The sequence below is a fragment of the Solibacillus merdavium genome (genome assembly GCF_014836935.1).
GTDB lineage: Bacteria > Bacillota > Bacilli > Bacillales_A > Planococcaceae > Solibacillus > Solibacillus ferritrahens.
On sequence record NZ_JACSPW010000001.1, the window covers coordinates 592,345 to 618,856 of the forward strand.

Below are 26,512 nucleotides of genomic sequence, written 5' to 3' on the forward strand. Positions count from 1 at the left end.
TTTTTTGAAGAAAAAAGTAGTGCTAATCACAACAGGTGGAACTATTGCCAGTACGCGAAACGATAAAAATAAGCTAGAATCCGGTAAGCTTGATGGACAGGCTATTTTATCGATGTGCCAGCTTGAAAATGATATCGATATTGAATTAATTGATTTATATCAAATCCCGTCAATGCATATGACATTTGAAAATTTAAATCACTTGAACAAAACAATTACAAAAGTTTTTCAAGATCCTTCTGTAAGTGGAATTGTGGTGACACACGGAACAGACAGTCTAGAGGAAACTGCATATTTTTTAGAGCTGACATTACATGATGAGCGTCCGGTTATTGTGACAGGATCCCAAAAGTCTCCTGGGGACATCGGAACGGACGTCTATTCTAATCTACGGAATTCCTTATTGGTGGCATCAAGTGATGAGGCAAAAAATATTGGTATTTGTGTAGTATTTAATGAAAAGATTTTGCATTCAAAATATGTAAAGAAAACCCACTCTTCAAGCATTAATGGGTTTGGTGCAATTGGTTACGGTATGTTAGGCTTTATTGATAATGATGAGGTTGTAATTTACCAAAAGCCAACGCATAAAGAAGTGTATACGATAAAAGAAAATTACCCTACTGTAGAAATCGTATTTGCATATTTAGGAGCTAGCTCTATTATTTTAGATGCTCTTTATGAAGCGGATATTGATGGGGTGATTCTTGTTGGTGCAGGACGTGGTCAAGTTGCACCGCAAATGATGGGTGCAATCGAAAAACTTTGCCAAAAAGGGTCAAAGGTCGTTCTGACAACATCAACAGAGGAAGGGCGCGTATTCCCTACATATGATTATTATAGTAGTGCCAATAACCTGAAAGATACTGGTGTTATTATGGGGGGCGACTTTGATCCGAAAAAAGCTCGTTTAAAGCTACTATTAATGCTCGCAAATGGCGATACAAATTATGCTTCTTTTATGCAATGATATTTAAAACTCGGTCAGAAATTACCGAGTTTTAATCGTTTTTATACAAATATTGGATAATGATAACTGTGAATAAATAAATAGTGCTATACTATTTAGAAGTTAAGAATCGAAAGGAGCCGGGCACATGTTTATAGTTTTATCTGCAGCAATTGCGCCGGGTCTAGCCCTTTTAAGCTACTTTTATTTACGAAATGAAATGGATACAGAGCCGCGGCGTACATTATTTCAATCGTTTATTTATGGAGCAATTATTACGTTCCCCATTTTATTCTTACAATTCGTTTTAAAAGAAGAGGAAACATTTACGAATCCTTTTTTTATTAATGTTATTTTTACGAGTTCGATTGAAGAGTTGGTAAAATGGCTCATAATTCTAGCTGTTATTTTACGGCACGTCGAATTTGATGATCCGTACGATGGTATTTTATATGGCGCAGCCGTATCACTAGGGTTTGCCACTGTGGAAAATGTGATTTTTTTGTTATCTTTTGGTGTGGACCAGGCGTTCATGCGTGCACTATTACCTGTTTCAAGTCATGCTTTGTTTGGCGTGGTTATGGGATACTATTACGGGAAAGGGAAGTTTTCAAGCGAAACAATCAAGAAAAAATATATTGCACTCGCTTTATTTGCACCAATTGGACTTCACATTATATATAACTCGATATTATTGTTGGAAGAGTATTTCATGTATGCAATGTTGCCATTTATGCTATTCCTTTGGACGTTTGCATTACGCAAAGTCAAACAAGCGCATGAGCATTTAATAGATCACTTATCCCAAAGCGGTGATACATAATAGGTTTGATACAGATTTTTTTGTATCAGACCTTTTTTGTTGCGCGTAGAAGTTCTCTATTTTATATACCAAATATATTTTTCGAATGTATAAACTTTTTAATTAACTCCATCCTACTAAAAAAGGAGTGGAAATGTCATTGAAAAAGATTGTATTATTCATACTCATTTTGTCAGGTAGCTTTGCGAGTCATACAATTGCATTTTCAGATCAAGAAGTGCAGCGTGGTGCTTTTGGGGATGATGTGGTTGAACTACAGGCACGATTACAATATTTAAGCTTTTATCATGGCAAAATTGACGGGAAATTTGGATATGGAACGTATTGGGCTCTGCGTAATTTCCAGGAACAATATGGACTTCCGGTAGACGGAATCGCAGGTCAAAAAACGAAAGAAAAGCTTGTAAATAACTCTGATTTTGATCGAGCTTTTGTGCATGAGCAAATTAATGCCGGAAATCAGTTTACGTACTATGGAGGTATACCTCTGAAAGACCAAGTGAAAAAGAGCGGTACAGCTGCAGGAACAGGCTCGAACAAGGAGTCTGGAAAAGGATCTAATTTGACGGATTCAATGCAATTACCACCAGGATATTCGGAACAGGATTTGCAAATATTGGCTAATGCTGTTTACGGAGAAGCACGGGGTGAGCCATATGAAGGACAAGTCGCTGTAGCAGCGGTAATTTTAAACCGATTGGAATCTCCAGAGTTTCCGGATACAATTTCGGAAATTATATTCCAGCCTTTAGCTTTTACAGCAGTAGCAGATGGACAAATTTGGCTTACTCCAAATGAGCGTGCTAAACAGGCTGTTCTCGATGCAATTAATGGCTGGGATCCGTCTGAAAACGCTCTTTACTATTTCAATCCTGTAACAGCGACAAGTAAATGGATATGGTCAAGACCACAAATTAAACAAATCGGCGAACATATATTTTGCTTATAAAAGGGTGTGAAACATGAGAAACTTTGCTTATTTATTAGGTTTATTCATCGTCATATTGGGATTTGTCTCATTTGATTTATTTACTCAAAATAAACAGCTTGAACGTTCGGTTTTTGCAGCCCAAACAAGAGATTTGTCTGCAGCAACTGAAAAATTATCAACATTACATTCAACAGTCGAGCAATCTTTACTATTTCAAGATGAAAAAGCGTTGAATAATGAATTAGATTCGATTTGGCGCATGAGCAGTGATTTAAGAAAGTCTGTAGCCAATTTGCCGATACAGCCGGAAGTTCAAAATGAATGGATGCGCTATTTAGGGAGAATCGGTGATAATGCAAAGCAAGCAGCACAAACGGGAGATTATGAAAATTGGCGCAATAAAATGACTACCGTTGCAGCCAATTTACATGCATTTGCAGAAGAGTGGAATACAGCAACAGTAGCATTTTATGAAAATGATGGTGACATGAAAAAATGGTCGACAAACCATACAACAGATTTAAGTGAATCACCATTTATGAATGTTTCCAAACAACTAAAAACATATAATGAAACCGATTTCCCTTTAACTGCAAGTGAGTCAGATTATGAAAAAAAGCGAGACTTACAACATATAAAGGATGAAAAAATCACAAAAAGTGAGGCAATAAAGAAATTCAAAAACTTCTTCCCGAATATTGATGATGCACTTGTTACGGTCACAAAAAGCAGCGATGATGCCCCATATCCTTTTTATCATATCCAGTATATCCATGGTTCGAAAATTGGTTATGCCGATATAACAGAAAATGGCGGTCATCTTCTCTCGTTTTTACTTGAAAGACCAGTGAAAAAACATCCACTATCACATGAGGAGATTTTGAATACTGCCGAAAGATTTATGAAAAAAGTCGGTTATTCCGACGTGAAACTTTCCGAATCAAGAGAAAACCATGAAGCATGGCATTTCGTATTTTCTAGAGTACATGGTGAAGATGAAGCGCTAGTATATCCAGACAGTATTCAGGTGAAAGTAGCAAAAGACAATGCGGAAATTTTAGGGGTCAATGCTATGGAATATATACAGGAGGAAAAAATAACGGCTCAGGGTGAAGTACCAATCGATTGGGAGGAGTTCTTTTCCGACCAGGTTTCTGTAGAGGAAATGAAAAAAATCTATACAGCTAACAAAAATCTGCAGCTGCGCAAATGTTATGAAGTAATTGCAAGGCTAAATAATCAATCCAACGATACTTTTCGTATTGTAATCGATGCAGAAACGCATGAAGTAATAAAAAATGAAAAGCTAAATTAATTAACCAATTGTAAAAATATAGCTAATTTTCCTTTCCCGTGAGATAATGGATTATCATTATATTTGTAACGGAGAGAGAAAAAATGGAACTTAAAATTGGAACACAATTAACATTAGAACCAACATATACGGAAAAAATTGAAAAATTCAAATGTCGTATTGTAGAAAAACAAAACAATATGATTTATATTGATTATCCGATTAATGTAGCAACGAAGAAAACAGCTTTTTTAATAGATGGTGCACAATTTCGAGTAACATTCAGTAGCGATATGGATACCTATTCTTTTAACACGGAAGTTTTAGGGCGTAAAGGCGGGGATGTACAGATGATCATCCTCGCACATCCTGCTGCTGATGAATTCATAAAAATTCAACGTCGACAATATGTTCGTGTCGAAACACCTGTAGATATTGCAGTGGAGCATAAAGGACAGAAATTCCAGCTCGTTGCTGATGATATTAGCGCGGGCGGCAGTTTAATTCGGTTAAAAACCCCAGTGAATTTTAATGAAGGTGACACGGTAAATTCTTTAATCGTGCTACCGTTTGTAAATGGAGAGATCCGGTACGTTGAGACAAACTCTGAAGTAGTCAAAATTTTCGAGCGGGATGGAATTCTAGTGGCGTCATTACAATTTGCAGATACCGAGGATTTTGATAAACAACAAATTGTGCGCTTCTGCTTTGAGCGTCAAGTGTTAATCAGGAAAAAAGAATTGAACGAAATATAATAAGCAATGTGAAGATCTAAAAAGTATCCCACTTTTTAGATCTTTTTTAAATATATATTTGCCTTTTTTATAAAATCGCGAAAAAAATTCTAAGTAAAAATTAGATTGAAATGAAGGTAAATATTTTTCAGGTTATGATACAATAACTACGGAAAGTAGGGATTTAATTATGGTTAAAAAAATTCAAATTGCAATTGATGGTCCAGCAGGGGCAGGTAAAAGTACAATTGCAAAAATAGTGGCCGAGGCACTTCAATTTACGTATATCGATACAGGAGCAATGTATCGAGCTGTTACGTATAAAGCATTGAATGAAAACATACAATTACATGACGCAAAGTCTATAGAAACAATGCTGCAAAACACAGCAATAACACTAAAGCCATCAGAGCAGGGGCAAATTGTTTTTGTAGATGGACAAAATGTGTCTGAAGCAATCCGTTCAAATGAGGTAACTGCAAATGTTTCGGAAGTCGCGGCACATGCGAATATTCGTGAAATATTGGTCTCAATGCAACAAAGGCTGGCAGCAGATGGTGGAGTTGTAATGGATGGACGAGATATTGCAACACATGTATTAAAAGATGCAGAGCTTAAAATCTTCATGTCGGCAACTGTTGAAGAACGAGCACGCCGTCGCTTCCTTGATAATGAACGACGAGGAATCCCTTCTACAATTGAAACATTGCAACAGGAAATCGCACTCCGGGACAAGCTAGACAGCGAACGTGAAGCATCACCACTTATCCAGGCAGAAGATGCACTATTTTTAGATACAACACATTTATCAATTGAAGAAGCTGCACAGGAAATTATAGATTTAGCACAGCGAAAAATGAGCTAAATTATATGGTTATCCTTTGTAACGCATGAAATTTCTGAAAATAAAGGGTTATTTTTTGTCTTTGTTGAACATTTGGAATAAAATAAAGGTGGATAATGCGAAGGAGGGCTACATATGTCTGAGGAAATGAATTTAGGGTTAAACCAAAAATTTCAAGAAGGAGATATTGTGAAAGGTGTTGCTGTACAAGTTGAAGAGAAGTCAGTGACAGTTTCTATCGAGGGGGCACCTTTTGATGGAATTATACCTATTAGCGAACTTTCAAGCTTACACATTGAAAAAGCTTCCGATATAGTTTCAGTTGGAGATCAGCTTGAGCTAATGATTACGAAAGTTGAGGAAGAAAATTTTGTTTTATCAAAGCGAAAAGTCGATGCACTTCAAGCATGGGATAAGCTAAAAGTGAAATTCGAATCCGGGGAAATTTTCGAAGCGGAAATAAAAGATGTTGTAAAAGGCGGACTTGTCGTAGATTTAGGCGTTCGTGGTTTCGTTCCCGCATCACTGGTAGAGGATTACTTTGTAGAAGATTTTGAAGACTATAAAGGAAAGACTTTACGATTAAAAATTACAGAATTAGATAAAGACAAAGGTCGACTTATTTTATCTCATCGTGCGGTACTTGAGGAAGAAAAGGCTTCGAAAAAGCAACAGGTTATTCAAAACATCAATCAAGGCGATGTATTGGAAGGCACGGTGCAACGTTTAGCAAAATTCGGTGCTTTTATTGATTTAGGCGGCATTGACGGCTTAGTCCATATTTCGCAAGTTGCTCATGAGCATGTAGAAGATATTTCTACCGTTTTACAGGAAGGACAACCTGTAAAGGTTAAAGTCCTGTCAGTTGATATTCAAAATGAGCGTGTATCGCTATCGATTAAGGATACATTGCCTGGTCCATGGACAAACATTACGGAAAAGGCTGCAAAGGGTTCTGTATTAACAGGTACTGTTAAGCGTCTTGTTACGTTTGGTGCGTTCGTTGAAGTATTCCCGGGTGTAGAGGGACTAGTTCATATTTCTCAAATTTCACACAAGCATATTAATACACCACATGAAGCATTAAAAGATGGACAAGAAGTGGAAGTTAAGGTGCTAGAAGTGAATGCTGATGAAAAACGTCTTGCTTTAAGTATTAAAGCATTACAGGAAGATTCAGCTGCAGAAGAAGATTTCGATTATGAGCTTCCGGAAGAAAATAAAGGCTTCTCATTCAGCGACGTGATCGGTGACCAATTAAAGGGTTTTAATAAAAATTAACTAAAATAAAGCTTTAGACCAACTTAATCTTAAGCCAACTAAAACATCTTTGGAATAGGTATGTAACCATACATTATTCTAAAGGTGTTTTTTCTATAATTAATTATAAAAGAAAATCATATAATACCCTCCTAAAATTATATATATTGACAATATATGTGAATTAAATAAAAATTAATCTTGAGTCAGTTTTATATAAATAGTTTGAAAATATAAGGGGAAGGAGGCTAGCTCGTTGGAAAAAATAAGGGATGGGATAACTTTAAGTATAAATTGTATTTTAAATAATCTTTATAAAATTGAAATGATTATTTCTGTAAGTGAAGTTTCAATTGTTTATAAAGGTAAAAATATTTTAACAGAAGATCAAATCATAATTAAAGAATTTTATCCAAAATCAATTGCCATACGTGATTTAGATAATAAAACGATAATTAACCGTTTGCCATCTTCTAAGGGGAAATTTGATGCGCTGAAGCAAAATTTTTTACATGAGGCAATCATTCTGCAACAACTATCTCACGATAATATTATAAAGTATATATCACATTTTGAAGAGAATAACACTGCTTATATAGTTACCGAATATTATGATGGGATTACATTGAACCAGTATTTAAAAAGTATTCCTTTACATAAGAGACATAGTTTATTTAATAGTATTTTTATACCATTAATAAATGCATTACATTATATTCACAAGAAGGGGATTATTCATCGGGATATAAAACCTAGTAATATTATGATAGATTCGAAAAAAAATGTCTTTTTATTGGATTTTGGTTCAGCCATTTTTTATAAAAATAATGAGGAGGCTTCTATTTTTACAACACCAGGATATTCAGCATTAGAACAATATTCTAAAAAAGCAAAACAAGGTATAAAAACTGATATATACGGCTTTGCTGCTACGTTATACTATTCTTTAACGGATGTCGTACCGATTGATATTTCCCAAAGATTAATTACAGGAAAAATAAGTAGTGTAAAATCAAATAATCGGAAAATCACTTTACTGTTATCTATGATAATTAGTTGGAGTTTGGCATTAGCTCAAAGGAAACGGTGTTTTTCCTTAAATTTTATTAAATTGGCGCTTTTGATTGATAAATATTTTAAGTAATTGTACTAAATCCATAAAAATGTTAAAAATCGACATTTTTAGGGTTAGATATGAAATTCTTAAAATTGAAAATTAGGGAAATAATATTATTTTCCATCAATATTATCTCTCAGTATGGTAAAAAAATACATTTATAACAATTGACAATAATTAGTTATATTGTATATTTAGGTAAAAGTTGGATGTTTGAAACGCATTTATTAACCTATATACAGTATTAATTTTTATTGTTTATTTTTTTGTACTAATTACCTTATTTTGGTATAAATTCAAATAAATTGTTTATAAATATATCCAACTTAGCATGAACAAAATTTTTTTGCCTTTTCTAAGTTAATAAGTATAAGGAACCATTAATCAATTTATGAATTGGAGGGATGGCTGTGGAATTGTGCAGCCGTATAAATGGAGATTATTAATCAAACGAACAGAACAATGCTTTTTGAAGAAATTAATCCAGAAAAATTAGATTTAATTACGCTTGTTGGTGACGTGAAAGACATTGATAGTCTTAGTGATGAAAAAATTAAAGAAATTAATCAGTATCTTCTTGTTAAAAGTTTTGATGAATTTTTAGACAAGTTTTCTCCAACGGTTTATTCGTTTTATAATGCAGCAAACCAAAAGGTCATGTATACATTAAAAAAGCCAGAAGGAATTCAGGAAGATTGTATTTCAGAAATTCCTATTGATCAAAATAATGATTTTTTAAAAATGCTATTTACGCTTATCGATACAAAAAGAAGCCAAGGAATAACAAACGTTGATTTTAAGTTTGAGAACTTATTAGATATGATTTCCCCTAAAAAAGTAATGGATGATATTCGCCAAGTGAGAAAAGAAATCCACTATCTACACGGGGAATACGAAAAATTAGAAGAGAATGACCCAAAGAAGTTAGATATGGGAGATAAGCTTAACTTAATGTTTGAAGTAGCAAGTAAAAATTATAATAATGTTATGGCCATGTTACCTTTAGCGATTGAAGATATAAAAACGAGATTATTATTAGGTGCTAATCAAGAAGCAGATGCATCTGAAAAATTTCAAATAGGGACCCTTTCGATTGGAGAAAAGGGTGAATTAAAAATCATTGAAGCACCTAAACCAGATAGTTCAGAGCTAATGGTTATTTCAGGTGACGGAAATAATGGTTTAAGTACAATTTTTGAAGAAGATTATGAAGCAATTTCTGAGTCAAATTCTTCATATGTTAAAGATTTGGTAGTAAGAACTTTTGCTCCATTGCCAATGATTCAAAATAGCATCGATGTAGAGACGGAAGTTCAAAACTATAATACATATTTAGAGTTTTACAAAGATGCGAAGGACGAATTCGTAAAGACCGTTAAGCCTTTAGTAGAGAAGATTTTAGGTGTGAAAATGTATTTCGATCAGTATGCAACGAAAAACAGAGGGATGCAGCCATCATTAATTGTTACGAATACAAAGTTAGATATGCTTGTTAAAAGTAATAATCTTCCACGTCTAAGAGCCTTTTTAAATACGGTTAACTCTAAAAATGACTTTACAGATACTATCTGGTATGGCATTGTGCCGGCAATTGAGTTAGAGGCTTCCGGTAAAGCTAAAGTTAGTAGAGCAAGATTTAAAGGCAATGAAAAGGTTGCAAAATTAGAAGGAAATACAATGGAATCGCTATCTATGCTTTTAGATACGGTAAAGGATTATAAATTACAAATATTCTTCAACTTTATAGCAGAAGAAACGACAACTTTTAATGCAATCGCAACTGCTGGTATTGATCGTTTAATTGATAAATGCGCACCTTTAATGAGAAAAGATTATAGTGAGTTTGCTATTCCTTGTTTACCTAACTTCACAATTATTCCTAAAGATAAATCAGGAGTAGTAATTGATACAAAAATGGAAGCTCTTGAAAATGGAGCGCGATTATCTAAGGAAAAAGAAGACATTTTAAAGCTTTGGATAGAGGGTGTTTATGTAGGAGCTAGCTATGTAGCAGCTGGTCTTGCGTCCGCTTATCAGTGTCCAGAATATTTAAAAGAATCTTTCAGAAATGTGAAAAGAGGTTACCCAGGAGTTCGATTTGATATTGAAGCGGGTGACAATTCATTAAAAGCCGTAACGACAATGGCCAAGGAAATTTCTGGCTTCACAAATAATATTAAGGATTCTATTAATAGCAAAAACTTTGGCTTTGTATTCTCATCAGAAAATGCACAGTTACAAGGAAAAGATATTAAAAGAATCACAGTATATAAAGCTAGAAGTTTAGCTATGGAAGAAGATGGATTCGACTCCATCTATAAAACACAAGTAAGTACTTATATTGAAAGAATACTCCGGTTCCAATCAGGTGACTTTAAACACGAGAATATTGTTCGCTTCTTTAGTAACAATCCATCTAGTCAAAAAAGTCAGTGGATAAATGATAAAGGCTATGTAAACTCCGTTATTCAAGAGGGAGATGATATAGGCTACATTATCGATGAAAAGACTAGTTTATGTCAGATTGATTTGGTGTTCAATGGAAATGTTAAAAATCTTGAGGTCTCGATTACAAAAGGGACAAGTGCTGTTAAAGCATAAAAAAGGATTCTTAAAGTCTACAGTAATTAGTATGTAAAAGGTTTATATCATATAAGCTTTTTAACATAAATATGAATTCCTTGCCGTTTTACTAGATGAATTTGTACATATTTCATAATTTTATATTATGAAATGGTTGAAATTCGTAGGATAGATTCTATTTATGTATAACGGTAGAGGTAATTCAAATAAAAAAATTTTGGAGGAATATGAATGGGCTTTGTATTAAAAGTAGAAGGATCAGAAGCAATTGAATTAGGGTTAGACAGCATTATAGCTGTTGAGTATGAAACAGATACTCCAAATGACTCAAATGCACGCTCTACAGATGTAGGAGCAACATTAAAAATTAAAGGGAAAATTCTTACAGCGACAGATGGTGATAATGCTGATGATACGATGAAGTTAGCATTATGGTCATTAGTGCCAGCAGAAAAAGCAGATTGCTATCGAAAAGTAACGCTTGAAGTTATTTCAGCTGATCAAGTAGTACGAAAAGTTAATTTCCCAAATGCGTTTGTTGTTGATTACACGGAGCGCTTTGGTGATACAGAAGGTATTGGAGAATTCACTTTATTCATCAAGCAGAAGAAAGACAAAACAGATTTAGCTAAAATCGAAGGCGGTTATGCTGTTTAATAACAGCCATCTTCTTATCTAAGGGGCTTAAAACGCTCCTTAGATAATTTTAATAAGGGAACAAAAAGGAGAGAGCTACTATGAAAACACATTATGAAACGTTAAGTGTTTCAAAGGATGCATCACAGGATCAAATAAAGCTTGCTTATAGAAAGCTCTCAAAAAAATATCATCCAGATGTTAATGGTGGTAGTAAGGATGCAGAAAAGATTTTTTTAGAAGTACAGGAAGCCTATACGGTTCTAAAAAATAAAACATCTAGAGAAGAATATGATAGGCAGTTAGAAAATGCTTCCCATAATCACGATAAAAGAAAAGCTGGAAATACAGCTAATAAACAGACTTCCGAAAGTAAACAGGCGTTTAATATACATGATATGGAAAAGAACTTTGAACAATTTTTTGGATTTAATCCTAAATCAAAAGAAATGCAATCAAAATCTCATAAAGGAAAAAAGAATCCTATAGATACAAGTGATTTATTTGAACGTTATTTCAATAAGTAAAGTAATAATTTTTTTATGGGAGAGAGCATGTATGAAAGATGAAAAAGTTTCAATAAGTGCATATACAAAAAATAAGAGAAATCAAAAAAGAAATCAAAAAATAGTTAAAAGTATAGATATCGCAATAGTAGTGATAGCGTGCTTTTTTATTTTTTTTGTTTTCATAATAGGTGAGAATATGTTGTTGAAAGTTATTTTAGGAAGTATTTTTGTGATTGTCATGTGTATCTATGGAGTTATTTTGTATGAAACAAGACCGGTAACATCTAGTAATACTAAAATTAGGAAGATTGTCCTCCTTAATAATCAAGGAGATGAAATAGATGAATGGATTATAGAAGATGAAACAGCTCTAATTATTGGAAAAAGCTCTCAAGATAATAACGTGGACATCGATTTAACTGGGACAGATTACGAATCATTAATTAGCCTCGAACACGCTGTTTTAAATTGCGTGTCAGGAAAATGGTACATCGAAGATATAGACGCTATAAACAGTGTAGGTATTAAAAAAGCAAATAAATTGATGAAAAATCAGTTAAGTGAAGGTAGTCCACATCCAATAAGCAGCGGAGACACAATATACATAGCAAATACTAGGATGTTAGTGAAATAGAGATAAAAGCGATAGCAAAGGGAGATAATAATATGAGTTTAATTAGATGCACAAATGGTCATATGTTTAGTTCAAGAAGACACCGAAATATTTGTCCTTATTGTAATGTCATAGTAGATGAACCTAAAATGGCCAGTCAATCTGTAGCTGTTGCTGAAGCTGATGATAAAACAATGCCGTATTTAGGGGAAATGGATGGAATTAATCCAGTAACAGGATGGTTAGTTTGTATTGAAGGACCACAATTAGGAAGAGATTATAGAATTCTATCGGAGAAGAATTTTATCGGCCGAGATGAGGATATGCATATTCGAATTATAGGGGATAATACAATTTCCAAACGCAATCATGCGGTAATTGTCTATGACCCTAAAAAGAGAAACTTCTATCTCCTTCCTGGAGACGCTTCAGGATTAGCTTACCTTAATAATGAGGCGGTATATACCCCTACGGAACTAGCTGCATATGATGTAATACAGTTAGGAAGCAGTATATTCCTATTTATCCCTTTATGTGGTGTTCATTTTGAATGGGAAAACAACCAAAATGGAGAATGATGAGAGGTGGAAGTATTGTCTTATATAATATTAATTCTTTTAATTCTCATTATAATCTCCCTATTGATGATTCGAAATATTCTCATAAATAAAGAGGAGAATAGACATATAGAGATAGGAAATGCTCAAACGATTGGAGCTAGAGAAGAACAAGATGATTATTTTGCAACTTGTGAAACAAAAAATGGGACAATGGCTGTTTTAGCAGACGGAATTAGTGGCTTGGCAAATGGTCGTATGGCAAGTACAGTGGCTGTCACTACATTTATAGAGGCCTTTACTGCACTAGGAAATTTAACAAATATACAGGAATTTTTTAAAGCTACAGCTGTAAAAAGTAATAAACAAATTGTTCAAAATTTAAATGGTTCGAATGGTGGAACAACATTAGTAGCAGTAATTATCGATGAAGAAGGTTATCTTCATTGGGGAGCTGTTGGAGATAGTATCATTACGATATTCCGAAAAGGAGAATTTCTTGCATTAAATGAAAAACATATTTTTGAAAATGTGTTAAAAGAGCGTTATATAGCAGGAGAAATTTCGCAAATAGAAATACAGGAAAATCCTTTAAAAAAGAGACTGATTAATTATTTAGGCTATGAAGGGTTTAAAAACTTTGATGTTGGTAAAAAACCTATTCAACTATTTACAGGAGATAAAATTTGTCTTTTTAGTGATGGAATTTATGATGCGTTAACAGAAGTAGAACTGGAAGCATTACTTTCTCAGAATGCTGCTCCCTATGATATTGCTAGTAACATTATTCATGTCATTGAAAAAAAACATTTGAAAAACCAAGATAATGCAACAATCGTTATACTCGAAAAAGTGTGATGAATAAATGGGCGTGTAATAAGGAGGTACATTGTGAGAAGGGAAAATAGTGATTTCAAAACTAGCTTTTTATCAGAAGCAGGCTCATTCATGCAAAATAGAGATTATTTTGCCTTTACAGAGTTGGACGACATGGTTTGTTGGGTAGCTGTAAAAGGATTAGATACTGATCAAGAAATGAAGAGTGCCCAACTTGCTGTAAAGACCGTGCTCGAGTCATTTATGGAAAAACCATCGCTATCAAGAAGTAGCGTAAAAAGATATTTGAAAAAAGCACATCAGCACCTACAAGCACAAAGTTTAAGAGTTCGATTAAAAGCCAGTATTGTTATTGTTGTTTCAGATTACTCAAAGTTAATCTATGCAGTGGCAGGTAATTCACGGTTCTATCATTTTCGCAACAGTACTCTTTTACATAGGAGTAATGATCAAAGTCTAGCACAAGAAATCATCAATGAAAAGAATCGTTCGTTTGAAATAAACATGCATGACGAAAAAAGTAATTTATTAAATTATTTAGGAAAACCGAATGATTTTAAGCCTTATATTTCTAAGAAAATGAAGTTAATGGATGGAGACGTGTTACTCCTTGCTACACCTGGATTTTGGGAGGATGTCAATGAAATCGAAATGGCAGATGCCTTAGAGCTAGCGAAAGATCCAATTCAATATACAGACATATTGGAAGAAGTACTATTAAGTAGGCAAAACAAAGTCATTAACAATTATACAGTTGCTTCAATATTTGTAAATAAAGTATATGTAGAGTCAAATAAGAAAAAATCGAAATATATCAAAATTATTGCTGCAGCGTTAATAGCCACATTAATTGTTGGTGGTAGTACGTTGTTTTATCAAGCGAAGCAAGCAAAGAAGTTAGCAGAGTTAGCCGTAGACATGAGAGATCATGATGAGACAGGAAATATTTATTTTGGGGACGCTAGCTTTGATGAGGCGTTGATGGAATATAGCAAGGGAAGAAATATAGCCAAACAGCTAAAGGATCCTGTACATAGAAATTTATTAGGTACAAAGCTGAGAGTAACACAGTTGATTATTAACGGTGATAAAGCAGCAGAAGCAGGGAAATTTTCTGAAGCAATGGAGCAATATGAAAAAGCAAGTCAAGAAGGAAAAATAGTTAAGAATTTTGGGAATGACGTAATTGATCAAAAAATAGCGAATATGGATTCCATCGTTCAAATTGTTGAAGCCACAAAGGATGGAGATAATCATTTTAATACAGAAGATTATTTTAAGGCGTTAGCTGCTTATGAAAAGGCTAGAAAAAGAGCAGTTGCAATCTCATTTAGCGGTGAATCACAAATAAAGACAAAAATAGATGAAACTGAAGAAAAAATAGCAGAATTGAAGAAGGCTCAAAAGGAATTGAAGGCTGAGTCCTTAGAAAAAAGTGGAGACAACAGCTATGCCAAGCAGGACTATGCAAATGCATTAAATTCATATGTATTAGCACAGGAAATTTATCAAGAGACAGAATTATTAGCAAAAGTATTAGGCCTCGAGCGAAAAATTATGAATGTAAATGAAAAATTAAATCCGGTGCTTCCGAATCCAGTAGCAGATGTGTCGTCAACCCTAGATCCACTTGATAATGAAGACATTTTTAGTGAAGACATTGAGAAGGGAGGGGAATAATGTGTTAAAGGAAATCATGTATGAGAGACTACGTAAAATTGATGATTTAGAACAGCGTCAATTATTAAAGAATATTATGAGCGGCGTTTTTGCCAATTTAATTGATTATCAAACGGAATGGAATAATCGACTTGAGGAACGTATCTTTAATGAGATTGATGATGCTGAAAATAAATATGATGTTTATGTCACGCTGAATACAAGAGATGACATTGATCCTATACACGACTATTTATTCCCTATGCTTCCATCTGACCTTGAAAATAAATCAATCGAGACAAAAAAAATAATCGAATTGATTCAAAATAACGATAACGTAATCGTAAGTAATATATTTTTAGCATGTGATTCTACTCAGATTCAAAAAATAATCGAAACACCAAGGGAATTCAATGGGAAGTTTTTAACTTCAGAAGGGCCAATGAAAATAAAAGTTAGGCTTCAAAAAAATACAGTATATTTGCAAGAAATTGAAAAGCTATATATTACATACCAAGTAAATGGCATAACTTGGCGAACGATAAACCATCCCTATATTCACAAATGTTTCGATGTTGTTTTAACGGAGTGGCCTTTTTTATCAGAAGATTTAGAAATATATAAGGTTGAATGTGATTTAGAAGAGTATGAACAAATAAAACATGTAAATATGGTGCCATTATGGAATATTGAGCGACATGAAGTAAAAAATAGTGGATTTCCCGTTCCTTCCATTGACAAAGTTAATTACGAACATACTGTTTCAATCAGGAAGTTGGGGACGCAACATGGCTATCTTATTGATTCGGATGAGCAAAGTGTACGCTACATTCAGCGAACGGAAGATGAATTGACAATTGTTTCACCACTGGATAAATCCGGGGTGTGGTCCTTATTAAAAATTACACAATTTAATTATGAGAAGCTTCCTAAGGGTGCCAAATATGAGGTGCTGTCAAATCAAAGAGTCAATAATTTCACCAATAAATTTGTTAGAAATTACAATGCCAATGTAAAAACAAAAGGTGAAATTATTCGACTAATAAATTCTTTTGAAGTAAGTCATAGGCTGGAGCTGATTGATATTGAAGTGAAGGAAATCCCACCGGATGATTGTGTCAGTTACCCTGTTAATACATTTTTAATAGAAGAGATGGAATCACAGCATAAGAAAATCTTACTGTTATCCTTTAAAAACAATGAGCAGGAAACGTTTATCTCAAACGATCTATTGAGTTTCCTTGTTTCAGAAGTGCAACGATATTTCTTCGAATATAGATGTATGGGGAAATGGCTATGAATTATATATGGGAATTGCTCATTAAGGCTGAAAAACAAGGGATACCAAAAAAAGAAATTCATTTTACGCAAGCTCAAAATTTTTCACCTTATATGGAATTAAGCGCTCCAATTATTAATACGCAATTAATAGAACACGAACAACCGATTGAAGCAAATTTATATTATCGATATTTTGAAATTTTTAAAGAGATATTTCATCCAGATTGCGAAATAAATGAAGAAATCAAAGAATATTTAGTGGATATTGTCATCCATTTTCTTGCAGAAATTGATCGGATGCAAGGAATGAATAAACGTGAATATTATATTCGATTTCTATCGAGAGAAATTTTAGGCAATGTATTTGGCAAACATATGAGTGACATTTTTTTTACACTTTCAAAGGTGGAGCAGGAATTAATCCTTTTCAATATTTTACGATTGTACCGAACTGGAGAAACACTTTATTTACTGAAAGATACTCTAAAAAGGCTTTTTAAAAATTGCACAATATATACAAAATCAGAGAAGGCAGACGAAGTTCTACTCTATATAGGCAAGGAAGAAAATATTATCGACCAGGGAAAGATCCAGTTTGTTCAAACACTTTTTTTACCTATAGGTTTCAATTTGGAAGTATATTGGAAAAATCATTTCGGTATTATCGATGCCGAAGAGACAATGCAAATAGATCGGATAGCCTTGTATTAAAAGGTGAAAGGAGAGGTCGAGATGAGTAAATACTCTTATAAATTGTATACAAATAATCGTTTGACAGAAAAGAAATACATGACTTATACACATGTAGAATTATTGGAATTAACGACTTTTCAACTTCGGAACATATGCTACAAAGAAAAACTCGTTACTGGGTTAGTTAACAACTTAACAAGAGATGATTTAATACAAACAATTCTTAGATATCGTGGCACTGAGGAAAATTTATTAATAAAAGATAAAAAGGAAGGTGGATTTGAAAGAATAGAAGCAGCGTTACAAGCCTATTTACAAACACCACTTTCTGATAATGGCGAGATAAAAATTCCAGCAAAAATGACACTATATAGTGGATTGAAAATGGACGAGCGAGATCAATATTACGTAAAAACAGGCGGATTATTAGCAGAATCCAATGTCTTTCTAATAAATGAGCATTTTGAATTATGTGGTATTTTTAACATTTTAAAAAACCAAACATCCCCAAATCAGTTTTACTTAGCTACTGAGGAAGCAATAGGCATTCGTGAAACGAACAATAAAAATTATAGTTTTATTTTTTTGAGAAAACAAGATTCAGAGTATCTGTATAAATCCTACTATCAGGAGAACCCACTTCCACCGACTAATCTTCACTACTATAAAGTGCCTGTCCCTGACTTGGAAATTAAGCAATTAGAAACGACAAAGGCTATCCTTGCAATTGATTTTGGAACGACAAATACTACTGCTGGTGTCTATTTGGATCGTGATTATGTTTCGTCGCCATGTAGTCAAGATTTATTGAATCAAAGAATTCAATTAGACAGCATTAATTTTGTATCATTTCCAGATTCAATGCATCATGACGAATGGGTAGAAGTAGTCCCTACCGTATTAAGTGTAGCAGATTGCTCAAACCCAGATCGACCAAGCTATCATTTTGGATATGAATCATTAAAAGTAATGAAAAAAAACAGCTATACATCCCTTGCAACGAAATTTCAAGGAATAAAACGGTGGATTAATAATTATGCCAAATTAGAAGAAATAATGGATGCTAATGGAAATACGGCGCTCGTTCCCCGTAGCCAAATTTTAAGAGAATTTGTTCTATATGTGATCCGTATGGCAGAACATCAATTTAAATGTCGTTTTAAATATTTGCATATTTCAAGTCCAGTCAAGTTGAAAACTCAGTTTACAGAGATGTTTCAGTCCATTCTTCCAGAGTATCAAATCGAATCAGAATATGCTTTAGACGAAGGAATGGCAGTTCTTTATAATACAATTGCCAATCAAATAGAAAACAATAGCTTTATAGAAGGGAAAGAGTATAAAGCGCTTGTTATTGATTGTGGTGGTGGAACAACGGACTTATCTTCCTGCAGATTTCAAATAGAAGATGGGCATATTTCTTATAAAATTGACATTCATACAACGTATGAAAATGGAGATACGAATTTCGGCGGGAATAATATAACTTACCGGATTTTCCAATTTATGAAAATTGTCTTTGCGAATTATTATAGCCGTGGTAAAAATGCTTACGATATTGATACGTTGATCAACATACCAGGGAAAGATATTTATCGACATGTAGATGAATATGGTGTGGCCACAGTTTATGAACAATTTGAAAAAATCTTCTTAGAGGCAGAGCGTGTAATCCCGACAAGATTTAAGGAATATGAGAACCGAACACGAGATGAATACCTTCGTGTACGCAACAATTATTACTTCCTTTGGGAAATGGCTGAAGAAATGAAGAAAGAATTTTATAGAAGAACCGGCATCTTAAGAAGTCGATTTAATTCGGAAAGTGATGCACAGCAGGATAGCGACATAAATGTAACAGCTGTGGAGCGCTGGAGCCTATCGATTGTCGATAACAATCAGTTCCAGGATATTTATGATTATCCGAATGTCTTTTTTAATATTAAAGAGATTGACCACCTTATAAAGGGAGACATCTATAATATTGTTCGAGAATTTTTAGAACAGTTTTATGAAGAGGGCACGTTAAATGATTATTCCATTATCAAACTAACGGGGCAATCTTGTAAAATCGATGCCTTTCGAGAGGCTTTGAAAGAGTTTGTTCCAGGGAGAAGTATTGAGTTTCGACAAAAGGCAGAAACTATTGGGAAAGTACCAGAATTAAAATTAGCGTGTTTAAGAGGGGCAATTCGATACTTAAATGCGAGAAGAAACGGTGTCATTGAAATAAATATGACAAATCATGCACCTGTTATCCCTTATGCGGTAAGTGCTCTTACACATAACCGACAAAATAAAGTATTAATTAGCTATCAAGAACGTTTAAATCAAATCCATGGTTCGATTTCTCGTCCGTGGGGTGTGTCAGAAGTTGAATTCTTCTTATGGAGAAGTGATGATACACCGTCTCTGAAATTTATTTATTTTAATAATATAGAAAATTTTGTACCCGTTCTATATGAGCAAATTGAAAGCTATTATACAGCAGAAAAAATTCCGCAGGAAGAAACGGATTCTATTGCAAATGGTGAAATTAAGTTCTTTGTTTTTGCTGGAGAAAATCATTGGGGCTTCCACGTTGTACCGATAGCAAGACGAGATGAACAATTACTAATTGGTAATAAAGAATTCTTTGCTTTTGAAACGGATCTGTCGGAATTAGACTTTTTTGATGGACAAAAATAAAACTAAAAATTGGCAATGAAAGAAGAGAGGTGAATAGACAGTTGTTTATCCATCAGTATCCGCATTTTCAAAAGGGACGAGTTTTAAAAAGTAAAATGTTAGAAAACTTACGTGATTACCCTAGAGATTTAGCAGATTTACAGTTTCAAAACTACTCTGACGGCATTATTGCAGGTGTAGAAGTTACTGTAAGAGGAGAAAATCTTGTGATTTCAAAAGGAATCGTGAAGTATAACGGAAGACTTTATATGTTACATAGTGACTATGAGGTTGCTTACTTGCATTCAAAAAAGGAGAGTTTTTTAAAAATTCGTTTTGCAGAAGCGGAATCGGATTTAGATTTCACCAGCTCTACTGCAGAAATCATATTAGAGGATGCAGTTGAATGTGCACGAAACGAGATAGAATTAGCTCGCTTTAAATTAAAGCCAGGTGCTCGCCTGCGCTCTGAATTTACGGATTTTTTTGATTTTGCTACAGAATTTAATACAATCAATCACCTTCATTGTCAGTATGCAGGAATTCCACATAGTACGTATCATCCGATGATTTTACGTCAATTTGCACGAGAACTATTACAAAGTAAACCATCAAATCCGTACGACATTGCTTTTACACTGGACTGTTTAAACCAAGAACGTGTGGAACGGGAGGCAATTGAATTTTATATTAGTAATCGTTTAGAGCTTGCAGATCATCGACTTTCTAATAGTCAAATTCATCGATATTTGTCTCGTATTTTAGTTGAAGTAAAAAATGGTGGTCGAAAAACAGGAAATGCGCCATTACGTCAAAGGATGATTGTTGATTAAGAAATGTAAAAGAAACGGAAGGTGAATGGGTTGAAATTTCTAGATGAAAAAATTATTGCACTTAGAAATGAAATGAGAGAGCAAGAAAAACATGAATTAGCCCAAAAGGAAGCGGCTTTACAACAAGAGCTAGAGCCACAACAGGAAAATCAGCAAACATCACAGCAAGTCGACCTTACTCAAGATTTTGTCAAAATAAATGAACTTAATATTCCTGTAATTAGTCAATCGGTATTAAAAGGAAATATGATTATTCGAATGCCGAAACTATTCTCAATTATGGCTAAGGAGTTAGCATCCTTAAAGTATCCGTCAGAAAGAAGACCAAATGTAATTTACACCGATGAGACATCGACGATTAATTTAGCGCTCAATTTGACGGATTATCCTTTGCGAGAATCAGAGGTGGTAGATTTCCAAGAAAATATGATCGAAGTACTTGAGCAGGCGCATCCTTCAGCGAAATGGTTGGATACAGGAATGATGGAAGTACAAGGAAAAACAATTGCCTTTATTGAAGTCATCACACCAGCTATTGATGGAGAAATTTTTAATTTAATGTTTTTTGCAGCATTAGATGGTCAAACGCTTATCGGAACCTTCAATTGTATGGAAGGGGATCTTGAGACTTGGCGCCCTATAGCAAAAGCAATGGTAGAGACATTGCAGTTTCCCTCAAACGATAAAAATGGGGTGAGAAAGGCATGAATGGAGTCGTAACAACTTATGGTAATTTACAAATCCAACCATTTAAGCTAGTGAGCATTCAAGATTTAATATTAACAAAGAAAGTAAACGAGCATGCAAGCCTTCGTTTTACCGGCATTGTACCTGAAGAAGTGAAAGATCAATATGTAGAAATGACAGAGGTTTACTCGAATATTGAATTAAATCAAATCGATCATTTAGGCGTACCGACTCCATTGTTTAAAGGAATTATTTTATCTGTGAAAGTAAGCGCGGTTCATGGTGTTTATTATTTGGAAGTAGAAGCAGCTTCAGGTACCTATTTACTCGATGTAAAAAAGAAAAAGAGTTCATATCAGGATAAAGATATGACGTATGATGCATTATTCAAACAAATAAGCCCCCTCTATCCAGGTCTCGATATTATCGATGAGGTAACAAAAGGTTCAAAATTAGACAAATTTACTCTTCAATACCAAGAGACCGACTGGCAATTTTTAAAACGGCTAGCGTCTCGTTTTAATGTAGGGCTTGTTTCTGCTGCGACATTTAACCAACCGAAGTTTCATTTTGGCGTTCCAAATGGCAAAGGAAAAGGAAAGCTAGAAGATTATCATTATACGGTAAGGAAAAAGTTAGCCGACTACCTGCTATATACGGAAAACGGAAATGAAGGTATGGCGGAAAGTGACTTTTTATATTATGAGGTAGAAACCGATCAAGTACTGGAAATTGGTGATTACGTATCATTTAATGATCAAACACTGTACGTCTATGAGGCTTCTACAGCTATGAAAGATGGGTTATTAAAACATCAATACATTCTGTCGTCAAAAAATGGCATGAATCAACGGGAGATTTTTAATCAGGATATATCAGGCGTATCTCTTGAAGGAAAAGTATTAGAAGTTGCGAAAGACCATGTGAAGGTCCATTTGACTATTGATGAAAAACAGGAAATCGCTAAAGCGCACTCATTTCTCTATTCAACGGTATATTCAGCGGAAGGGCATAGTGGCTGGTATAGCATGCCTGAAGTGAATGATTTTGTGCATATTTACTTCCCAACACATCGTGAAGAAGAAGGAATTGCTAGTGGCTCAATCCGCAAAAATCGGGACAGTAGTGCCACGAATAAATTGGATGATCCTTCTACGAAATATTACCGAACGGCATTTGGTAAAGAAATTAAACTGAGTCCAACTGAAATTGTCATAACTGCACAAGATGGTGATATCTTTATTCGTTTAAATGAAGACAGCGGAATTGAAATTTTTAGCAAAAAAGCCATTCAATTTATTTCCGAAGCAGATATTTCTGTTAATGCGAGCAAAAAGATAAGTTTAACAGCTGAGGACGAAATCTCACTGAAATGTAAGGAAAGTAAAATCGTCATGGATGGGAATGTGCAAATTTTTGGTAAAGAAGTGAAAGCCAATTAAAGAGCAACATCATAGTCCTCTTAATAAAGGGAAAAAAGGAGACATCTATGCAAACACAAGAAATTTTACAGCATTTTTATGAAAAAGAAGTAGAGAAAAGAAGGCAAAACCACTTACTGGCAATGGAAGTCTATTTTCAAGCTTCGAAGGATTCGCTCGCTGAGGATTTTAGAAAAGCCTTTCAACGTATTTGCCGACAGTTACAGCAACAACAAGTTGCTCAACAAAAGGGTCCCCTTGCACATATTACTTTTTCTTTACTACGCACAGCATTGCTAGAGAAGAAATATATTTATTTGGTGGAAGGAACTGATGAAGAGTGGTTCTTTGATATTCAACCGATTCTAACGGCCTATGATGCAACTTGGGCATTTCGCTTTTTCGAACAGTTCATAGATGAATTAACCACCTATAGTAAAACATTTGCAGGTGCAATTACCCAAGCTGATATTGAATCGATTAAGCTGCAAGAAGTAACTCATTTTCATCAATATGTTATTAGTTTGGCAAGGTATGCTCTCGCTGATATTATACAATGCTCAGAATACATGTCTTTAAGTCGTGAGCCGCAGCTTGAGATTCGTATTGGCGAATATTTAGATGTGAATGAGGTTGTTTATAATGAAGATTTTACAGTTAGAGATAGCGACGAAATAAAAGCTTGGCTAGAGCAAAATTTAGACGACGAGTATCCATATGAAGTATTTAACAATCTAAATTTATCTTCAGGTAATTATGAAGGAATTGATATTCGATATGCATTCTTTTTAAAAACTAATTTAATACAAAGTCAGCTACGGGATAGTTTGTTAATCGGTGCAAACTTTAGCGAAAGTAAATTAATAGATGCTGATTTAAGTTTTAGTACAATTCATGAGGCGAATTTTAGTCATAGTCAAATGCAAGGAGTGAATCTACAGCAAGTACAGGGAGCAATTGGACTTCTAAATCAAGAAGGTTGGGAAATGCCAGGCTACTTACCTGTTCTTTTTACAGGAGCCAATTTAGAAGGGGCAAATTTTGAATTAGCGGATTTACGAGGCGCATGTTTTATCGGTGCGAATGTAAAGTATGCAAATTTCACAGGTGCGAATTTGGAAAAGGCCATGTTCTCCAAGGAGGCACAGGAGCATGTATCATTCGATCCCATACAGGCAACCAGTATCATTTGGAAAGAATGAGTGACGGAAAAAGGAGAAATAACAATGAATTATTTTATATTATCCCAAGATGAACGTATTTTAAATGCTGTAGAGCCAGTTGGAATCACTCAAACAATAAAGAAAGAATGGCTAACGGTTGAAAAAATGGGTGAGCTTGATGCAATTGATAGTCAATTTCCGATATTAGATAAAACTGAACAGGACTATATCGATTTTATTAGTAGACCGATCGCTTTGTTAGCAGATCCATTGAAACAACTTGTCGAGAAATATAATCCGCAAATGCCTTTTAAACCGTTAGTTCTTGTAGATATTCCTAAAATAAAGCAAACATTATATTGGATGGTCATACCGCCAAAAGTAGCATGTCTTTCACCTAAAACAGAGTATCATCTTGATGGAACGGTAAAAAAGCTTGTCATTGATGAGGCGTTGGCTGCTCCCTATACTTTTTTTAAGATTGATGGAATAAAAGAAGATTTTATTCTAGTCAATATTGAATTAGCAGAAAGTATATTACGTCGATCATTCCGAGGCTTACGCTTAGTGAAAGTACAAACTGAGGGAAGATGGAATGATATCTTCATAAATTTATAGACGATTTGTAAATTATGGTATGTGTAGCGGGTTGTACATTTTTTGAAGAAAGGATGTTTTCGATGTCAGAGGAAATGCAAACAAAAGGTGATGAGCAACGAAGTTATGTAGTAGCAGGTGCCAAATTGTCATGTTCAAAGGGTGATCAATCGAGCACTTTGAAGATGCCAATTAGTCATGGTGTGTTCACAAAAAACAAAGCCCAAATGAATACAATGGATTTTAAACCTCAAGTCAATATTCAGCCTTTCGGTTTATGTTCGTCTTTAGCGAACCCAACAGTTGCAGCAGCTACAGCGGCTAATAATGGTATTCTGACGCCCCAACCTTGTACACCTGTAGTTACGATGCCGTGGATTAATGGGAAAACGGATCAATTGATTGAAAATTATCCTGCATTGACAAATCAATCGACAAATATGTGTCTTTATAGCGGAACCATTAGAGTAGAAGACGATGGGCAAGAGTAATTCAAAATCATCCTCCTTTAGAAAGGAAGGGAAGGCATGTGAACACGTATAATGAAGTAATTGGATATGGCGATTTAGAGCTCGTATCCCCTTATGAGGTACAAACGTTGCATGATCTCTGTCTAATACAAACGGTAAATGACCATGCAAAATTATCGATAATAGGATTCATCCCGGAAGCAAAGAAGGCAAGCAGTTTGCAAAATGCCAGTACAACGGATCGGATCGAGTTGTATCAGAAAAAAGAAGGACGTCGTGTACAAGCTCTTTTTAAAGGCTATGTAACAGAAGTTGCTGTGCAGATGGTAAGGGGCGTCTATCAAATTAAGATAGAGGCAGTATCTGCTACGTTTCAATTAGATTGTAAGCGGCGTGAAAGATCTTTCCAACATGCCCAAATGCTCTATAGTGAAATGATGCAACAAGTTCTTGCAGAATATCCTGGTGCAGATGTGATTGACACCGTGTCAAAAGCTACTCCTCTGAATCAATTTATATTACAATATAAGGAGACGGATTGGCAATTTCTTCAACGAATGGCATCGCATTTCCGTACCGTCCTTATACCAGCAATTGATGCGGAACAACCGAAGTTTTGGTTTGGACTACCTGAAGGACGAGTGGATTCTATTTCTGCAACCAATTACACTTTATCTAAAAATCGTGTACAATTTTTGCAAATTGTCCAAAATGACTCGGATCGCCCCATTGCTGAATCCAATTTGATTACGTATAGCATTGAGTCTTACCAACCGTTGCAGCTAGGTGCTCGTGTGTTGTTTCAAAAGAAGGAACTTATTGTTGCGCGGTCGATCGCTCGTATGAAACAGGGTGTCCTAATCTTTGACTATGAGCTACTTCCAGAAACGGGTGTTCGTCAAGAGCGAAGAACAAATCCGTTACTTACAGGAACATCCATTGAAGGAACTGTATTAGCTATTCAGAAAGACCGTGTCCAACTGCATTTATCGATTGATTCCGTACAAAAAAAGGAAGAGGCGGTCTGGTTTTCCCTTGCGACACCGTATAGTGCAGAGGGGCATAGTGGCTTTTATAGCCCACCTGAGGAAGGGGACAAAGTACACCTTCTTATTCCGACGAACCAAGAAATGTCAGCATTTGTTCAGCAAAGTGTACGGCAAGGGGGAGACACCAACCCTAAAATAGCCGATCCGAAAACGTCTTACTGGGGAACAACGAAGGGGAAGCATGTAAAACTTGATCCTCAATCCGTCACTATGACAGCTACTGAGGGCACTGTTTTTCTTCAACTTCATCAGGAAAGTGGCATCACGATACATAGTAAGCATTCGATCGTTGTGACAGCGAATGA

Annotated in this window: 25 protein-coding genes; all 25 read left to right on the top strand. The window is 34.7% G+C overall.

The window, feature by feature from the left end; genetic code table 11:
• Positions 1 to 4: 4 nt before the first annotated feature.
• Positions 5 to 970 (top strand): asparaginase, encoded by a 966-nt coding sequence (locus H9632_RS02840; RefSeq protein ID WP_191702597.1) that lies wholly within the window; start codon positions 5 to 7, stop codon positions 968 to 970.
• A gap of 127 nt (positions 971 to 1,097) precedes the next feature.
• Entirely contained in the window at positions 1,098 to 1,772 is a 675-nt protein-coding gene (prsW, locus tag H9632_RS02845) for a glutamic-type intramembrane protease PrsW (protein ID WP_191702598.1), read from the top strand.
• Between the two features lie 133 nt (positions 1,773 to 1,905).
• Positions 1,906 to 2,721, top strand: a complete 816-nt coding sequence (gene sleB, locus H9632_RS02850) for a spore cortex-lytic enzyme (RefSeq protein ID WP_191702599.1) — start codon at positions 1,906 to 1,908, stop codon at positions 2,719 to 2,721.
• A 13-nt stretch (positions 2,722 to 2,734) separates the two neighbouring features.
• The gene (locus H9632_RS02855) at positions 2,735 to 4,018 is read left to right on the top strand and encodes a PepSY1/2 domain-containing protein (protein ID WP_191702600.1); all 1,284 of its coding nucleotides are present in this window, start codon (positions 2,735 to 2,737) and stop codon (positions 4,016 to 4,018) included.
• An 83-nt stretch (positions 4,019 to 4,101) separates the two neighbouring features.
• Positions 4,102 to 4,752, top strand: coding sequence for a flagellar brake protein (locus H9632_RS02860; protein ID WP_191702601.1), 651 nt, complete (start codon positions 4,102 to 4,104; stop codon positions 4,750 to 4,752).
• Between the two features lie 169 nt (positions 4,753 to 4,921).
• Complete coding sequence (gene cmk, locus H9632_RS02865; RefSeq protein WP_191702602.1) at positions 4,922 to 5,596, top strand: (d)CMP kinase; 675 nt, start codon at positions 4,922 to 4,924, stop codon at positions 5,594 to 5,596.
• A gap of 114 nt (positions 5,597 to 5,710) precedes the next feature.
• The gene (gene rpsA / locus H9632_RS02870; protein ID WP_191702603.1) at positions 5,711 to 6,856 is read left to right on the top strand and encodes a 30S ribosomal protein S1; all 1,146 of its coding nucleotides are present in this window, start codon (positions 5,711 to 5,713) and stop codon (positions 6,854 to 6,856) included.
• Positions 6,857 to 7,091: 235 nt separating this feature from the next.
• Positions 7,092 to 7,979 carry a serine/threonine protein kinase gene (locus H9632_RS02875; protein WP_225223627.1) on the top strand — a complete coding sequence of 296 codons (888 nt, stop codon included), beginning with the start codon at positions 7,092 to 7,094 and terminating at the stop codon, positions 7,977 to 7,979.
• Positions 7,980 to 8,384: 405 nt separating this feature from the next.
• Positions 8,385 to 10,553: a transcriptional regulator gene (locus H9632_RS02880; RefSeq protein ID WP_191702604.1), complete on the top strand. Its 2,169-nt coding sequence runs from the start codon at positions 8,385 to 8,387 to the stop codon at positions 10,551 to 10,553.
• A 213-nt stretch (positions 10,554 to 10,766) separates the two neighbouring features.
• The gene (locus H9632_RS02885; protein ID WP_191702605.1) at positions 10,767 to 11,192 is read left to right on the top strand and encodes a membrane-associated protease 1; all 426 of its coding nucleotides are present in this window, start codon (positions 10,767 to 10,769) and stop codon (positions 11,190 to 11,192) included.
• Between the two features lie 80 nt (positions 11,193 to 11,272).
• Positions 11,273 to 11,698, top strand: coding sequence for a J domain-containing protein (locus tag H9632_RS02890; RefSeq protein WP_191702606.1), 426 nt, complete (start codon positions 11,273 to 11,275; stop codon positions 11,696 to 11,698).
• A gap of 31 nt (positions 11,699 to 11,729) precedes the next feature.
• On the top strand, positions 11,730 to 12,314 hold the full coding sequence (locus H9632_RS02895) for an FHA domain-containing protein (RefSeq protein ID WP_191702607.1): 585 nt from the start codon (positions 11,730 to 11,732) through the stop codon (positions 12,312 to 12,314).
• A 32-nt stretch (positions 12,315 to 12,346) separates the two neighbouring features.
• A complete protein-coding gene (locus tag H9632_RS02900; RefSeq protein ID WP_191702608.1) occupies positions 12,347 to 12,871 on the top strand; it encodes an FHA domain-containing protein in 525 nt (174 codons plus the stop codon).
• Between the two features lie 66 nt (positions 12,872 to 12,937).
• A complete protein-coding gene (locus tag H9632_RS02905; protein ID WP_191702639.1) occupies positions 12,938 to 13,708 on the top strand; it encodes a PP2C family protein-serine/threonine phosphatase in 771 nt (256 codons plus the stop codon).
• Between the two features lie 33 nt (positions 13,709 to 13,741).
• The gene (locus H9632_RS02910; protein WP_191702609.1) at positions 13,742 to 15,367 is read left to right on the top strand and encodes a PP2C family protein-serine/threonine phosphatase; all 1,626 of its coding nucleotides are present in this window, start codon (positions 13,742 to 13,744) and stop codon (positions 15,365 to 15,367) included.
• A 1-nt stretch (position 15,368) separates the two neighbouring features.
• Positions 15,369 to 16,646 (top strand): normocyte-binding protein, encoded by a 1,278-nt coding sequence (locus H9632_RS02915; protein WP_318247660.1) that lies wholly within the window; start codon positions 15,369 to 15,371, stop codon positions 16,644 to 16,646.
• Complete coding sequence (locus H9632_RS02920) at positions 16,643 to 17,338, top strand: iron-dependent peroxidase (protein ID WP_225223628.1); 696 nt, start codon at positions 16,643 to 16,645, stop codon at positions 17,336 to 17,338. Before H9632_RS02915 ends, H9632_RS02920 begins: the two co-directional genes overlap by 4 nt.
• A 21-nt stretch (positions 17,339 to 17,359) precedes the next feature.
• Complete coding sequence (locus tag H9632_RS02925; protein ID WP_191702611.1) at positions 17,360 to 20,008, top strand: acetate and sugar kinases/Hsc70/actin family protein; 2,649 nt, start codon at positions 17,360 to 17,362, stop codon at positions 20,006 to 20,008.
• Between the two features lie 41 nt (positions 20,009 to 20,049).
• Positions 20,050 to 20,820, top strand: coding sequence for a DNA and RNA helicase (locus H9632_RS02930; RefSeq protein ID WP_191702612.1), 771 nt, complete (start codon positions 20,050 to 20,052; stop codon positions 20,818 to 20,820).
• Positions 20,821 to 20,841: 21 nt separating this feature from the next.
• Positions 20,842 to 21,528: a hypothetical protein gene (locus H9632_RS02935; protein WP_191702613.1), complete on the top strand. Its 687-nt coding sequence runs from the start codon at positions 20,842 to 20,844 to the stop codon at positions 21,526 to 21,528.
• A complete protein-coding gene (locus H9632_RS02940) occupies positions 21,525 to 22,949 on the top strand; it encodes a hypothetical protein (RefSeq protein WP_191702614.1) in 1,425 nt (474 codons plus the stop codon). Before H9632_RS02935 ends, H9632_RS02940 begins: the two co-directional genes overlap by 4 nt.
• A gap of 47 nt (positions 22,950 to 22,996) precedes the next feature.
• On the top strand, positions 22,997 to 24,130 hold the full coding sequence (locus tag H9632_RS02945) for a pentapeptide repeat-containing protein (protein WP_191702615.1): 1,134 nt from the start codon (positions 22,997 to 22,999) through the stop codon (positions 24,128 to 24,130).
• 24 nt (positions 24,131 to 24,154) lie between these two features.
• Positions 24,155 to 24,709 carry a serine protease gene (locus H9632_RS02950; protein WP_191702616.1) on the top strand — a complete coding sequence of 185 codons (555 nt, stop codon included), beginning with the start codon at positions 24,155 to 24,157 and terminating at the stop codon, positions 24,707 to 24,709.
• Positions 24,710 to 24,771: 62 nt separating this feature from the next.
• Positions 24,772 to 25,179 carry a DUF4280 domain-containing protein gene (locus H9632_RS02955; RefSeq protein WP_191702617.1) on the top strand — a complete coding sequence of 136 codons (408 nt, stop codon included), beginning with the start codon at positions 24,772 to 24,774 and terminating at the stop codon, positions 25,177 to 25,179.
• Positions 25,180 to 25,217: 38 nt separating this feature from the next.
• Positions 25,218 to 26,512 (top strand): contractile injection system protein, VgrG/Pvc8 family (locus tag H9632_RS02960; RefSeq protein ID WP_191702618.1); only part of this gene is annotated, 1,295 nt, incomplete at its 3' end.